The following is a 13,879-nucleotide window of genomic DNA, read 5'->3' as shown; positions in this document are numbered from 1 at the left end:
ACCCCACCCCCACCACCCCTGAGCACCACGCCTCCAGCCGCACGGTGGATTCATCGCACGACACGATGGAGGTGGGAACGATGTACCAGCTGGGAAGTGCTCAGACAGCACCGCTCCTCGCTACCACAGGAGCCATGGCGACCGGGTACTACGCGGTGGGCGCGTGGACGTTGCTCGTCGCGGGGCTCGCGGCCCTCACGACGGGGCGTGTCCTCGCGCGCCGCCGGGCGGCACGGTCGTGAGCCGGGGCCTGGGCGCGACCACGCCGCGCGTGGTCGCGCTCGTGCCCGCGCACGACGAGGCGGACGCCCTCCCCGCGACCCTCGCGTCGCTGCGCGCCCAGACCCGTCCGGTCGACCGAATAGTCGTCGTCTCGGACAACAGCACCGATACGACGGTCGACGTCGCCCGCTCCCTCGGGGCGGACGTCGTCTGCACCGTGGGGAACACAGGCCGCAAGGCTGGGGCGCTGAACCAGGCGCTCGCGCTGATCGAGGCGGAGAACGTGCTGGTCCTCGACGCTGACACGTCGATCGCCCCGACCTTCGTGGAGGAGGGTCTGGCGCTGCTCGACGCGCGCCCCGCCCTCGGCGCTGTGGGCGGGGTGTTCCGGGGCACGGAGCCGACGTCGGTCCTCGAGCAGCTGCAGCACAACGAGTACGAGCGCTACGCCGTGCAGATCGACGTGACGGGCCGCACCGCAGTCCTCACCGGGACGGCGGCGCTCGTCCGGACGGAAGCCCTCACCGCTGTCGCCCGGGCTCGCGGCGTGACCCTGCCCGGCCCACCGGGGGCGGTCTACGACCCCGGGGCGATCACGGAGGACTCGGAGCTGACGCTCGCGCTGCGCACCCTCGGGTACGAGCTCGCCTCGCCGCTGAGCATGTCGTGCACCACCGAGCTCATGCCGACACCCCGTGACCTGCACCGTCAGCGGGTGCGCTGGTACAAGGGCATGCTCGACAACCTTCGCGCCTACGGGCTGACGCGGGTCACCGCCCGGTACTACGGGCAGCAGGTCATGCTCGCCGTCAGCACGCTCATGCTCATGAGCCTCGTGGTGCTCACAGCCCTGACCCTCGTCACCGGCACCTTCCAGGTGGTGCCGTTCTGGCTGGGCGTCGGCGGGGTGATCGTCGCCGAACGGCTCGTGACGGTGTGGCGCGGCGGTCCCCGCGGGCGACTCCTGGCGGCTGCTGTGCTGCCGGAGCTCAGCTACGACATGTTCCTCCAGCTCGCGTTCCTGCGAGCGTGCTGGCTCACCGCCACCTCGCGGGACGCCGGGTGGAACCACGTGCACCGGGAGACGCCGCCTCGCCCGGCGGCAGAGCAGGCGGCCGGCGACCTGGTCGGCTCGACGGTCTGACGGCTCCGCCGCTCACCCCTCACACGTCTCGGCCCTTCGAGCCGACCAGGCCCGGCCTGACCCGGCGCCGTCCTGTCCGGTCCTGCGCGGTCCGGACCGGCGCAGTCCGGCCAGCCCACGCCTGCCTGGGAATGATCCCAACATCATGTCGGTATGATGCCAACAGCACGTCGGGAAACTGTTCACTCTCTGGAGGTCTCTGATGTTCCTCGCCCTGCGCGAGCTCGCCTTCGCGCGTACCCGCTTCGGCCTGATGGGTGCCGTGATCGCACTCATCGCGGTCTTGATGGTCCTGCTGTCGGGCCTGTCCTCAGGACTCGTCGTCGACGGCGTCTCCGGTCTCATGCGCAGCCCCGTCGACGCCGTCGCCTTCTCCGAGGGCACCAAGACCGACTCGGCCTTCACCCGGTCCGAGGTCACGGCCGCCCAGGCGCAGACGTGGGCTGAGCAGGACGACGTCGCCGACGCCGAGCTGCTCGGCACCTCGATCGTCAACGCCAAGAACGACGACGGGACCGCGCTCGACCTCACGCTCTTCGGCGTGGTGCCCGACGGGTTCGTCGTCCCCGAGGCCGCAGACGGCCGTGGGCTCACCACCCCGGGCGACGCCGTGCTCAGCTCCTCCGCCCGCGACGAGGGCGTGGAGATCGGCGACGTCATCACGCTCGACCGTCTAGGGACGACGCTCACGGTGGTGGGCTTCACCGCAGACCAGCGCACATTCGGCCACGTCGACATCGCCTTCGTGCCGCTCAGCACCTGGCAGGAGGTCCACGCCGGGACGACGGCGGGCGAGCAGCCCGACCCCGCGGCCTACGACGTCGCGAGCGTCGTCGCGCTGCGCGGCGTGGACGGCCAAACCCCCGACCTCGCCGCGGGTGACGCCGCAGCCGGCACGTCTGCGCGGACCCTCGAGGCCGCCTTCGACTCCTCCCCTGGCTACAGCGCCGAGCTCATGACCATGGAGCTCATCAAGGCCTTCCTCTACGCGATCTCAGCCCTGGTGGTCGGAGCGTTCTTCACGCTCTGGACGGTCCAGCGCACCCGCGAGCTCGCCGTGATGCGCGCCATGGGTGCCTCGACCCGCTTCCTGCTGACCGACGGGGTGCTGCAGGCCGCCATCTTGCTGGTCATCTCCCTGACCGTCGGCGTGAGCGTCGGCCTCGTCTTCGGCAGCCTCCTGGAAGGCACGGGCATGCCCTTCGCCCTCGAGACCGGACCGATCCTCACCGGCGCCGGGCTGCTGCTCGGCCTCGGCCTGGCCGGCGCAGCCGTCGCGACCGTCCGCATCGCCTCGATCGACCCCGTCACGGCACTCGGAGAGAACCGATGAAGAGAGAACCGATGACCACCACCACGAATCCCACGCAGACCCGCACCGGTCTGAACCTCACCGACGTCATGCTGACCTACGGCGACGGCGACGACCAGGTGAGCGCCCTCGACCACGTCGACCTGGCTGTCGCGCCGGGTGAGCTCGTCGCGATCGTCGGCCCGTCAGGCGCCGGCAAGTCGAGCCTGCTGGCTGTCGCCGGGGGCCTGACCCAGCCCACCTCAGGCGCTGTGGTCGTCGACGGCACCGACCTCGTCGGGCTCTCGTCCCGCGACCTCGCGACCTTCCGCCGCGAGCACGTCGGCTTCGTCTTCCAGTCCGGCAACCTCGTGCCTGCCCTGACCGCCCTCGACCAGCTGCGCCTGGTCGAGAAGATCACCGGCCGACGTGCGGCGACCCCGCCGCTCGAGCTGCTCCGATCCGTCGGCATGGAGCAGCACGCTCACCGCCGACCCGGCCGCCTGTCGGGAGGTGAGCGCCAGCGCGTCGGGATCGCCCGTGCCCTGGTCGCCTCCCCCTCGGTCCTCCTCGTCGACGAACCCACGGCCGCGCTGGACCGGCGACGCAGCCACGAGATCGTCGAGGTGCTCGCCGACCAGACGCACACCTTCTCCGTCGCGACAGTCATGGTCACCCACGACCACGACGTGCTCGAGCACTGCGACCGCGTCCTCGAGATGGTCGACGGTCAGCTGCGACCGCTCTGACCTGGACGGAGCCTTTCCCGCTGACGCCTGGCGCCGCCGCGCGCTGGGCGTCAGCGAGCCAGCGAGCCAGCGAGCCAGCGAGCCAGCGAGCCAGCGAGCCAGCGAGCCAGCGAGCCAGCGAGCCAGCGAGCCGAGGATCGCAGTGTCAGCCGAGCTCGAGCTCTCGCAGGTAGGCGTCTAGCACCGCAGCGGCTGCGGTGTAGGACCGTTCGAGGCCGCCGTCGTGCTCGACCCGACGCGAGGCCGCGTTGAGCAGCGCGTTCACCAGCTCGCTCGTGGTCTCCGGGTCCGGGGCTCCGAGCTCGACGAGCGCGTCGACGACAGGAGACAACAGCTGGTCGTGGAACTCCCGCGACCTGCGGGCGAGGTCTTCCGACGGTGCCACGTCCGCGAGGGCACGCGCCAGGGCGTGCTCACCGTCCGCGACCAGCTCCAGGTTGGCCCGCAGGAATGCGAGGATCCGGGTCCGCGGGCTGTCTGCTGCGGCCACCGCCGCGTTGAGCCGCTGCTGCCACCGCGGGAAAGAGTCCGCGACCACCGCGGCCAGCAGGTCGTCGCGGGAGGCGTAGTACTGGTAGACGCTCGACCTGGAGAGCCCGGCCACCGCGCCGACCTCTGCGAGCGACGGCACGCGACCCGGCTGCGCGGTGAGCAACCCGCGGGCGGCCTCCAGCAGGGCCTGCTCGCGGGCAGCCCTGTGCTCGACGACTGTCGGGGCATCAATCTTGGGCACGCCTTATCTTCTCAGGTCCGGCGGGCCGAGCCGGGAGGACGGCGAGCCGCATCGGCCTCGACCACCGCGCCCGTGCCGGGCCGCGAGAGCACCAGTAGGTTCGTCTCATGGGACTACAGCTCCAGGCAGACCTGTCGCCAGCGGCATGGATCGTCCGGTCGACGGTCCCATCGGATCTCCTGGTGACGTGGGGACCAGAGAGCTTCAGCTCGTGCGCCCGCCTGCGCTACATCCCCGATCCGGTGAGGCCGGGTCAGGACGAGACGGACGCGACGCTCCCGGACGACCACGTGAGCGACCAGATGCAGGCACGCCGAGCGATCACGTTGCTCTCGACCTTCACCTCGACACCCGACCAGGCGTATTTCTGCTGGTGGGACGGTGACCCGGACTACTCAGCGCCACCGGACCTTCCGCTGGTCACCCTCGAGCATCGTCGGTTCGCGCTTCTCAGCGGACGAGTGACCGATATCGACTCATGGCCGTCCTCATCGGGCGGGTCTCTCCCTGCGTTCGCCTGGCCGGAAGACCGAGCCTGGTGCTTCACGAGCGACGTGGACCCGCACTGGGCCGGGATCGCCGGGAGCGACGAGGCGATCAGCGCTTTGGTCGATGATCCCCACCTCGATGTCGTGCGAGCCAGCTTCGGGGAGGCGGCTCCGTCGTACTACTGAGTCGCTCAGGGGCTCAGTGCACCCTTGACTGACAGCGGGGCCGCAGGGCGAGCATCGTCGCCTCCCGAGGAACATCCAACGAGCAGAGGGGGCGCCGAACGGTGTCACGGACGGAAGATCGGGCCCGGGCCCGCCAAGACGTCGCCCCTATGGTGGCCTTCGTCGTCACAGCCCTGCTCTGCATGATCGCGACGACCATCGCGATCGTGGCCCCGCTGGCCCCCGCACTGGGTTCGTCGTCAGGAAGCCTGTGCCACAACGTCACGGAACCTGACGAGGTCTACGCCGACCATGGGGAGGCGTCCGAGGGCACGACTCCGGAGATGCACCTGTCGATCGTCCCGTACGGACCAGCGTGCACCTGGGTCCTCTCCGACGGGCGCCACGTCACCCGTGATCCGGGGTGGGGGTCAACCGTGCTCATCCTCGTTGCGGGGGCAACGAGCGTCACCGCGGTCGTCGCGCTCACGCGAAGAGTCCGGAGAACCAGGAACGTCCGAGGATGACCCAAAGCGTATCGGCCGTGCGGAAACTCCTTCCGCACGACCGACATGCATACTGCCCCGAAGCGGGCAGCCGTTCGTACCTTGCGTCAGCCGACGGTCCGACCGACCAGCTCCGCGAGCGCCTCGTCCCGCGCGAACACCGGGATGACGTCGAGCGGAGCCTCAACCTCGACCCACACCCCACCGTCGAACCGCTCCCCCGTCGCGAGCGACGTCCACGACGCCCCCGCCGGCAGGTACACCCGCCGCGTCCGCGCCGCAGCCTCCAGCACAGGCGCCACCAACAACGAAGGCCCGTACAAGAACTGGTCCGCCACATCCCACGCCGCAGCATCCTCCGGGAAGTCGTGGAACAGCCCCCGCATCACCGGCTGCCCGTCGACATGCGCAGCCTCCATCAACCCCCGCGTGTACTCCCGCATCTCTTCGCGCAGGTGCACGTACCGCGACAAGATCCCGTACACCTCGTCCCCGTACGACCACAGCTCGTTGTCCGCCCCGGAGTTGCAGCGCCGCGACCCGTCAGCAGCACGCACCTCGTGCGACGGCCCCCGGTCCCCGTGCAGCCGCATCACCGGCATGAAGGTCCCCATCTGGAACCACCGCACCAGCAGCTCGTGGAACGCCGGGTCGTCGACCCGCCCTCCCCCGAAGCCGCCGATGTCCGTGGTGAACCACGGGATCCCCGCGACACCCATGTGGATCCCAGCAGTCACCTGCCGCCGCATCGACGGGAAGGACGAGTGGATGTCTCCCGACCACACGAGCGCCCCGTACCGCTGCGACCCAGCCCACGCGCAGCGCACGAGGTTCACCGGGTCGCTCTGGCCGTCAGCCACCTGCCCGTCATACACAGCCCGTGAGAACAGCTGTGGATAGACATTCCCGACCTCGAGCACCTGCCCGGCGTAGTACGAGTACGCGCCGAACTCGAAGAAGGCGTACTCCGGCTCGGCCTCGTCGAGCCAGAACAGCTTGACCCCGGGGTAGTTGACGCGCAGCTTCGCCCACAGCCACTCACGGGCGGCGGGGTTGGTCACGTCGAGGAACCGGCTCGGTCCCTCGAAGCTCATCTGGATGTCCACCCCCCGGTTCGACCGCACCAGGTACCCGAGGCGGTCGAGCTCGGCGAAGTTCTCCGACTCGAGCGACACCTGCGGCCACACCGACACCATGAGCTCGATGCCCATCTCAGCCAGCTCGGCGACCATCGCCTCCGGGTCCGGCCAGAACTCGTCCTCGAACCTGAAGTCGCCCATCTTGGGCCAGTGGAAGAAGTCCGCGACGATCACGTCCATCGGCAGCCCGCGCCGGTGGTGCTCGCGCGCGACCGTGAGCAGCTCCTCCTGCGAGGAGTACCGCAGCTTGCACTGCCAGAACCCGAGACCGTGCTCGGGCATCATCGGCGCGTGCCCTGTCGCGGTCGCGTAGTTCCGCGCAATGTCTGTGGGCGTCGCGCCGGCCGTCACCCAGTAGTCGATCTGGGTGGTCGACTCGGCCACCCACTCGGTGCGGTTGGTCGCGAAGGTCGCGCGTCCGATCGCCGGGTTGTGCCAGAGAAAGCCGTAGCCTGCGCTCGACATGACAAAGGGCACCGAGACCTGCGAGTTGCGGTGCGCGAGCTCGACGGTCGAGCCCTTGAGGTCGAGCAGGTCTTGCTGGTACTGCCCCATGCCGTAGAGCTTCTCGTCGCGCGCCCCGACCAACGACACCCTCGCGCGGTGCGTCCCGCCGGGCAGCGCGTCGTAGTCGCGGGCCCGCAGCTTGAGCGCCCCGCCGTCTTCCTCCTCGGCGAAGAGCAAGGTTCCACGTGAATCGAAGAACTCGAGCCGGCACCGCGACCGTGTGTACTGGGCCTGCCAGTCGTAGTACTCCCTCGACGTGGCCACCACCCGGATCTCACCGTGGGTGAGCGTTGCGACGTCACCGTCGACAGTCACGCTGACCCCGGACGCAGCCTCCTGCGGCAGCAGCGCCCAGTCGGTGTCTGTCACCGGCCCACCGAGCGCGGCGCGCACGCGCACCGAGTCGGCCCCCCAGGGCTCGACCACGACGGTCTCGCCGCTCCCCCGCCAGACGAGACGGTCGGATTTGATGACAAAGGCGTCAGACACGTGAGGTCTCCTTGCTGAGATCAGTGGTCGCACCCGCACCGTCGCGGGAGGGAGGAAGAGGAACCGCATCACCCGCCGCCCGCGGCAGCACGCCCGTCTGCCACACGTACCCGACGATCGCGAAGGCCGGGGCGACGACCCCGAACACGATCCCCAGACCGGGCAGCAGGTAGTACAGCCCGAGCGCGACAGCGAGCACAGCCGCGCACATGAGCGCGAGCACGGGCCGAGCGATCGTCAGCACGGCGCTGCGCCGCAAGATCCGCCCGGGGCTCTCCGCGAAGTGCGCGTGCAGCACGAAGACCGTCGAGCTCATGACGAGCAGCAGCAGCGTGAGCAGCCACAGCACGCCCTGGAGCGCGGGCCCAGCGACACCCATGTCGACAGCCCGGAGCAGCCGGTGGTCGTAGACGACCACCGCCCACCCCGCGGTGAGCACCACGCCGATGACGTTGGCGCTCACCAGCTCGGAGCGCCAGGCGTCGTGGAACTCCCGCCAGACCGACGGGCGGTCAGCCGCGCCGGCCCACCCGTCGGCCTCCATGCGGTCCCGCCGCAGCACCGCGAAGACAGCCGCGGTGGCCGGGTAGGCGCCGAAGACCACGGCGCCGAGCAGCGTGTGGATGATCCACAGCAGCTGGAGGTACGCGAGCCGCAGACCGGCGTCGCCGATGCGGGTGTGCCACCCGAGGACGCGGTTCATCCCTTCACCGACCCGATCATGACGCCCTTCTCGAAGTACTTCTGCAAGAAGGGGTAGAGGATGATCACCGGCAACGTGGAGACCACGATGACGCCGTACTTGATCTGGTCCGCGAACTGCTGGCCATACCCACCACCCGTGCCACCGGCCCCACCGGCACCGCCCGCGAAGGCGGTGTTCGAGATGAGGATGTCGCGCAGCACGATCTGCAGGGGTTGCTTGTCGTAGTCCCGGATGAAGATCAGACCCGTGAAGAAGTCGTTCCAGTGCTGGACGATGTAGTACAGCATGATGACCGACAAGATCGCCTTCGACAGCGGGATCGCCATCTTGAAGAAGAACTGGAAGTGGTTCGCCCCGTCGAGGGTCGCCGCCTCGTACAGCTCCTCCGGGAGGGAGTTCTCGTAGAACGCCCTCGCGATGATGAGGTTGTACACGTTGAGGGCCGACGGCAGGATGAACACCCACATGTTGTTGAGCAGGCCGATCTCCTTGTACAGCATGTACGTGGGGATCAGACCGCCGTTGAAGAACATCGTGAAGGCGAAGAACAGCATGAGCGGACGCCGTGCCGCGAAGTCGCGACGCGACAGCGCGTAGGCCGCCGGGATCGTCACGAGCATGTTCACGGCCGTGCCGAGCACCGTGTAGATGAGCGTGTTCTTGTAGCCGTTCCAGATGCGGGCGTCGTTGAGGATCTGCTCGTACCCGAACCAGTTGATGCCCTTGGGGATGAACGAGACGTCGCCGGACTGGACCAGCGCCGGGGCGCTGACAGAGGCGATCATGACGAAGTAGATCGGGTACAGCGTCACGAAGACGATGACCACGAGCGAGACCGTGACCAGGACCGTGAAGGCGATGTCGCCGGGCGTGCGGCTCCGGAGCCGTGTGAGCGTGCTCATGGGTTTCCCTTCACCACAGGCTCGTGTTGGAGACGCGCTTCGCGATCTGGTTGGTGATCACGAGGAACGCGAAGTTGATGGCCGTGTTGAACAGCCCGATCGCCGTCGAATAGCTGAACTGCGAGCCGATGATGCCGATCTTGTACACGTACGTGGAGATCACCTCGGAGACCGGCAGGTTCAACGTGTTCTGCATGAGGAAGATCTTCTCGAAGCCCGCGTTGAGCACGCCGCCCATGTTGAGGATCAGCAGCACGACCATCGTCGGCACGAGCGCCGGGAAGTCGATGTGCCGGATCACCTGGAACCTGTTGGCCCCGTCGATCCGCGCCGCCTCGTACAGCTGGGTGTTCACGCCGGCCAGCGCCGCGAGATAGATGATCGAGTTCCACCCGCAGTGCTGCCACACCTCGGAGATCACGTACACAGGCACGAAGGTGCTCGTGCTCCCGAGGAAGTTGACCCCCTCGATGCCGAAGAACCCGAGGAACCGCGTGATGAGCCCCGTGCTCGGCGACAAGAACACCTGCAGCATGCCGACGATCACGACGATCGAGATGAAGTGCGGCAGGTACGTCGCGGTCTGCGTGAAGCGCTTGCGGCGTCGGCTGATCACCTGGTTGACGAGGATCGCGAGGATGATCGGCGCGATGAACCCGAACACCAGCGTGGTGAGGCTGATGGTCGCGGTGTTGCGCATGAGCGTCCAGAACTGGGGCGACTCGAAGAACTTGACGAAGTACTTCAGGCCGACCCACTCACCACCGGTCAGACCTTTGGTGAAGTCGAACTCCCGGAACGCCAGCTGGATCCCGTACATGGGCCCGTAGGCGAACAGCGCCGTGAACCCGATCGCCGGGATGAGCATGACCCACAGCTGCCACTGCCGGGAGAAGTGCCGCCTCATCCGGGGGCCAGCCCCGGTCGGCTTCCCGACGACCGTGATCTTCCCTGCCTTCGGGGGCTTGTCGAGCGTCAGTGCCATGACGCACTCCTACTTCGACGCGATGTAGTCGTCGTAGTACTTCTGGTGCAGCTCGTCGTTCTGCGTCACGCCGAGGCCCTCGAGCTGGGTGACGTAGTCGTCCCACTGCTCTTCGACGCCACCGGAGGTGATCCACTCGGCGAACTTGGGCATCGCGACACCGAAGATCGCGGTGTTGTTGAGCGAGATGGTGCTGAGGTCCTCGGACGACATCTTGATGAACGGTCCGGGCCACACGTTCGCGTCGACGTCGAGGGCGTCGAAGGCGGGCTGGAGCGGCACGGCGTCCTCGACGGCCTCGGCGAGGTCGGCCGGGAGCTCGACCGTCGCGTCTTCGCGGATGTAGAACGCGCCGTTGTCCGCGAGGGACGAGGTCCACTTCCACGTCGACGGGTCGAGGTTCGTGTCAGCGGGCGGCAGCACCTTGTACTCGGTGTCCGAGACCTTCTCCACGTTGGGGCCGATGTCCCCGAAGAGCTCCTGCATGGAGGTGTCCGCGCTGTACAGCTCGTTGACAACCCGCAGCACGGCGTCCTTGTTGGCCGCCTGGGCGGACATCGTCAGGTGGTTGCGCGTGAGGTTCTCGTAGTCGTAGGACCACGACGGCGTCTCCGACTGGCCGGCCTCGGCCATGAGCGGTGCCATCGGCGCGTACTGCTCGTACACCCCGGGACCGAAGCGGTCCGAGCCGGACCAGCCCCACGAGAACCCGACCCGGGCTTCGTCGCCGGTGCCACGGGCGACCGACTGGTACGTCGAGTAGTCCTGCGTGAAGGCCTCCTCGCTGATGAGCCCGGCCTCCCAGCACTGGTTGAGGAAGGCCACGACGTCCTTGTAGCGCTCGTCGACGAAGAAGTTCGCGACCGTGCCGTCCTCGACGAAGATCCCCGAGCCGCCACCGCCCGAGATGGTCATGCCCGTGCTGCCGAGCAGCGCGGTCGGCTGGAAGTACCCGAAGCCCGTGGTGCCCACAGGCGAGAAGTCGAGGGGGATCTCGTCAGCCTGGCCGTTGCCGTTGGGGTCGCCGTCCTTGAAGGCGACGAGCACGTCGAAGAGCTCGTCCCAGGTGGTCGGCGTCTCGAGGCCGAGGGTGTCGAGCCACTGCTGGTTGATGTACTGGTGCGTGATCGCCTGCGGCCAGAACCGCTTGTACGAGGGCAGCGAGTAGACCGGGCCCTCGAGGGAGGTGGCCATCGCCTCGGCGCCGTCGACCTCGTCGAACATGGCCTGCACGTTGGGCAGGGCGTCCATGTCGTCGCCGAGGTCTTCGAAGAGCGTCCCGAAGGTCGCGAGGTCGGAGTCGGTGATCGCGTTCGGGCCGATGATGAGGTCGGGCACGTCACCTGCGGCCAGCAGCGGGTTCTTCTTCTGGTCCCAGTCGGCCGAGACCTCTTCCCAGCGGATCGTCACGTCCGCCTTCTCCTCGAGCTCGGTCACCCACGCCATCTCGCTCATCGGCTTGGTCAGCGGGTGCTTGGTCACGAGGATCGTCACCTCGTTGCCGTCGCCGCCCCCGGCGTCGGAGTCGCCGCCACCTCCGCAGGCAGACAGGACGAGCGACGCTGTGGCCATGAACGCCACGGTGACCGCGGCCTTCCGCGACCGGGCGCTTCGGTGCTGGGACATGGGTCTCCTCCTTGAGACGCGCGCCGACGCTGGCGCGGGTGGGGGTGCAGCAGGGGTGGTGAGAAGCAGTGCGTGAGAGCAGCAGGTGAGAGCCGGACGAGCAGACGGGCTGTCCTGCGGAGGTGCGGACGTGCGGTGCACGGCGGTGGTCCGTGCGGTCACGGACCCGGCCGGGTGGCCGGGCCCTCAGGTGGTCAGGTGCGGACGGGGAGCCACACCCGCATCGCGCCCGGAGCAGCGTTGCCCCAGGTCGAGAACGGGATGGCCGGGACTGTGAAGGTCGTGGCGTCAGGGGCCTGGCTTCCGGCCACCCCCGAGGGGTAGAGCTCGCTCTCGGCCGCGGCCGACGTCACCGTGACGTGCAGCTCGCGCGGACCGGCGTCGACGGCGGCGTCGCCGGTGAGCACGAGGTCGTCGACGACGGCACCCTCGGGCAGGCTGGCCTGCTCGATGCAGTAGACGACGGGTCCTCGCTCGAGAGCGAGGCACCCGCGGATCGCGTCCACCTTGTGGTGACCGCGCGTCCACCGAGGCGAGACGTCGAGCTCGAGCGTGTACGTCGCGCCCTCGACGAGGTCGACGTGCGCGTAGCCGTCGTCGCTCGCGGCGACTGCGCCACCCGGCGTAGCGAGCGTGCTCGCCGCCGACCAGCTCGGCACGCGGACGGCGAGCCGGGCGCCAGGCTCGACACGACCGTGCACGGTGATCTCGACGGTCGCCCCTGCCGGGTAGGTCGTCTCGACGCGCAGCACGCCGTCGCCGAGGTGCTCGGGCAGGTCGATCTCGGCCGCGGCGATCTGGTGCAGCCACAGCTCGCCGCCGGGCTGGCCGCCCTGGGCGGGCGTGGTCGACGCGACGTAGGACGACATCTGCGCGACGGTCCGGGCGATGTTCGGCGGGCAGCATGCGCAGGCGTACCAAGGGGTGCGCTCGCGCGGGGCGTTCTCCTCCGAGAACCGGTCGGGCCGCTGCTGCAGGGGGTTGGAGTAGAAGAACTTGGTGCCCGTCGCGTCGACCGAGGCGGCGAGGGCGTTGTGCACCTCGCGCTCGATGGTCTCGGCGTAGCGCGCCGTGCCGGCCGCGCCACCGGCGAGCAGCATGCGCCACGTCCAGTGCAGGTCGGCGATGGTCGCGCAGGTCTCGGCGTAGGCGCGCTCGCTCGGCAGCTCGTAGTCGTCGCCGAAGGCCTCGTCGCGGTGCCGCGAGCCGAAGGCGCCGGAGAGGTACATCTTGCGCTCGTGCACGCTCGACCACTGGGCATCCATCGCGGCGAGCAGCGTCGTGTCGCCGTTCTCCAGGTACGCGTCGGTGACACCGGCGTCGAGGTACAGCTGGCGGACGGCGTGGCCGACGGCGTCGGTGGCCTCGCGGACCGGCGCGTGGTCCTGGAAGTACCGGGCGCCGAGCCCGCCGACCTTGAGCAGCCCGGTGCCGCGCAGGTCGATCATCCGCACGGCGAGCGTGAGGTACCGCTGCTCGCCGGTGTGGCGGTAGAGCTCGACGAGGGCGGTCTCGATCTCCGGGTGCCCGCAGATGCCGTCGTCGCGGCCCGGTCCGAAGCGGCGGTCGACCAGGTCGACAAAAGCCCGGGCGATGTCGAGCAGGTCGTGGCGCCCGTTGGCGCGGTCGAGGGCGACGGCCGCCTGGACCATGTGGCCGAGGACGTACATCTCGTGCGTCCACTCGAGCTCGGCAAACTTCTTCTCGGGGTGCACGCCCTGGATCCAGCTCATGACGTAGCCGCTGGGCTCCTGGGCACGGGCCACGAGGCCGATGACGCTGTCGAGCCAGGCGTCGTGCTCGGTCGTGCCGGTCCGGGCGATCTCCCACGCGACGGCCTCGATCACCTTGTACAGGTCAGAGTCTGCGAAGACGAAGCCCCGGTACTCGGCGCCCGACTCCCCGACCACGCGGCGCAGGTTGTCGATGACGCCCGAGGTCTCGAGGTTCTCGATGCAGTGCGGGATGGTCGCGGCGGCGTTGAGGCTCTGCCAGTCGGCGAGGGTCCCGGTCGTCAGGCGCACGGAGCGCAGGTCGAGGGGGCGGTGCGCGGCGACGTCGGCGACCGGCAGGGCCGGTGCTGCGGCCGCTCGGGGCGCAGTCGTGAGGGGAGCAGGGAGTGCTGTCACGGGTTTAGGTCCTTCATCGTTGAAGTGGCTGACTGGAGTCTGGACCCGATGGTTCAGCGTTGTCAACAGCGAGACAAGAACGAGATCTTGGCGTCACC

Annotated in this window: 12 protein-coding genes; 5 read left to right on the top strand and 7 right to left on the bottom strand. The window is 68.9% G+C overall.

Annotation, left to right across the window (positions count from 1 at the left end):
- Positions 1 to 80: 80 nt before the first annotated feature.
- The 4 genes from HZZ10_RS11930 to HZZ10_RS11915 all read left to right on the top strand — a co-directional run bounded on the left by HZZ10_RS11930 (position 81) and on the right by HZZ10_RS11915 (position 3,406).
- The gene (locus HZZ10_RS11930) at positions 81 to 242 is read left to right on the top strand and encodes a hypothetical protein (RefSeq protein ID WP_179913681.1); all 162 of its coding nucleotides are present in this window, start codon (positions 81 to 83) and stop codon (positions 240 to 242) included.
- Entirely contained in the window at positions 239 to 1,366 is a 1,128-nt protein-coding gene (locus HZZ10_RS11925; RefSeq protein WP_179913680.1) for a glycosyltransferase family 2 protein, read from the top strand. The genes HZZ10_RS11930 and HZZ10_RS11925 overlap by 4 nt, the downstream gene beginning before the upstream one ends.
- Before the next feature lie 202 nt (positions 1,367 to 1,568).
- The gene (locus tag HZZ10_RS11920; RefSeq protein WP_179913679.1) at positions 1,569 to 2,699 is read left to right on the top strand and encodes an ABC transporter permease; all 1,131 of its coding nucleotides are present in this window, start codon (positions 1,569 to 1,571) and stop codon (positions 2,697 to 2,699) included.
- 11 nt (positions 2,700 to 2,710) lie between these two features.
- Positions 2,711 to 3,406 carry an ABC transporter ATP-binding protein gene (locus HZZ10_RS11915; RefSeq protein WP_179913678.1) on the top strand — a complete coding sequence of 232 codons (696 nt, stop codon included), beginning with the start codon at positions 2,711 to 2,713 and terminating at the stop codon, positions 3,404 to 3,406.
- A 145-nt stretch (positions 3,407 to 3,551) separates the two neighbouring features.
- Here the strand turns inward: HZZ10_RS11915 and HZZ10_RS11910 are convergent, their stop codons facing one another.
- On the bottom strand, positions 3,552 to 4,139 hold the full coding sequence (locus HZZ10_RS11910; RefSeq protein ID WP_179913677.1) for a TetR/AcrR family transcriptional regulator: 588 nt from the start codon (positions 4,137 to 4,139) through the stop codon (positions 3,552 to 3,554).
- A gap of 290 nt (positions 4,140 to 4,429) precedes the next feature.
- On the opposite strand from HZZ10_RS11910, the gene HZZ10_RS11905 reads away from it, so the two are divergent.
- A complete protein-coding gene (locus HZZ10_RS11905) occupies positions 4,430 to 4,813 on the top strand; it encodes a hypothetical protein (RefSeq protein ID WP_218928710.1) in 384 nt (127 codons plus the stop codon).
- A 592-nt stretch (positions 4,814 to 5,405) separates the two neighbouring features.
- Here the strand turns inward: HZZ10_RS11905 and HZZ10_RS11900 are convergent.
- From HZZ10_RS11900 to HZZ10_RS11875, 6 genes are all read right to left on the bottom strand, one after another.
- On the bottom strand, positions 5,406 to 7,433 hold the full coding sequence (locus tag HZZ10_RS11900; RefSeq protein WP_179913676.1) for a glycoside hydrolase family 31 protein: 2,028 nt from the start codon (positions 7,431 to 7,433) through the stop codon (positions 5,406 to 5,408).
- A complete protein-coding gene (locus HZZ10_RS11895; RefSeq protein WP_179913675.1) occupies positions 7,426 to 8,136 on the bottom strand; it encodes a YesL family protein in 711 nt (236 codons plus the stop codon). The genes HZZ10_RS11900 and HZZ10_RS11895 overlap by 8 nt, the downstream gene beginning before the upstream one ends.
- On the bottom strand, positions 8,133 to 9,041 hold the full coding sequence (locus tag HZZ10_RS11890; protein WP_179913674.1) for a carbohydrate ABC transporter permease: 909 nt from the start codon (positions 9,039 to 9,041) through the stop codon (positions 8,133 to 8,135). The genes HZZ10_RS11895 and HZZ10_RS11890 overlap by 4 nt, the downstream gene beginning before the upstream one ends.
- 10 nt (positions 9,042 to 9,051) lie before the next feature.
- Positions 9,052 to 10,026, bottom strand: coding sequence for an ABC transporter permease (locus HZZ10_RS11885; RefSeq protein ID WP_056135347.1), 975 nt, complete (start codon positions 10,024 to 10,026; stop codon positions 9,052 to 9,054).
- A gap of 9 nt (positions 10,027 to 10,035) precedes the next feature.
- Positions 10,036 to 11,652: an ABC transporter substrate-binding protein gene (locus HZZ10_RS11880; RefSeq protein WP_179913673.1), complete on the bottom strand. Its 1,617-nt coding sequence runs from the start codon at positions 11,650 to 11,652 to the stop codon at positions 10,036 to 10,038.
- Positions 11,653 to 11,846: 194 nt separating this feature from the next.
- The gene (locus tag HZZ10_RS11875) at positions 11,847 to 13,781 is read right to left on the bottom strand and encodes a glycoside hydrolase family 127 protein (RefSeq protein ID WP_179913672.1); all 1,935 of its coding nucleotides are present in this window, start codon (positions 13,779 to 13,781) and stop codon (positions 11,847 to 11,849) included.
- Positions 13,782 to 13,879 lie beyond the last annotated feature (98 nt).

This window comes from Sanguibacter inulinus (genome assembly GCF_013415325.1).
GTDB lineage: Bacteria > Actinomycetota > Actinomycetes > Actinomycetales > Cellulomonadaceae > Sanguibacter > Sanguibacter inulinus.
This window is presented reverse-complemented; position numbering and strand designations above follow the sequence as displayed.

Excerpts from the sequence above, each read along its gene's own strand:
- HZZ10_RS11890 (WP_179913674.1), bottom strand. The coding sequence starts at position 9,041 with ATGAGCACGCTCACACGGCTCCGGAGCCGCACGCCCGGCGACATCGCC.
- HZZ10_RS11915 (WP_179913678.1), top strand. The coding sequence starts at position 2,711 with ATGACCACCACCACGAATCCCACGCAGACCCGCACCGGTCTGAACCTC.
- HZZ10_RS11880 (WP_179913673.1), bottom strand. The coding sequence starts at position 11,652 with ATGTCCCAGCACCGAAGCGCCCGGTCGCGGAAGGCCGCGGTCACCGTG.
- HZZ10_RS11920 (WP_179913679.1), top strand. The coding sequence starts at position 1,569 with ATGTTCCTCGCCCTGCGCGAGCTCGCCTTCGCGCGTACCCGCTTCGGC.
- HZZ10_RS11885 (WP_056135347.1), bottom strand. The coding sequence starts at position 10,026 with ATGGCACTGACGCTCGACAAGCCCCCGAAGGCAGGGAAGATCACGGTC.
- HZZ10_RS11930 (WP_179913681.1), top strand. The coding sequence starts at position 81 with ATGTACCAGCTGGGAAGTGCTCAGACAGCACCGCTCCTCGCTACCACA.
- HZZ10_RS11895 (WP_179913675.1), bottom strand. The coding sequence starts at position 8,136 with ATGAACCGCGTCCTCGGGTGGCACACCCGCATCGGCGACGCCGGTCTG.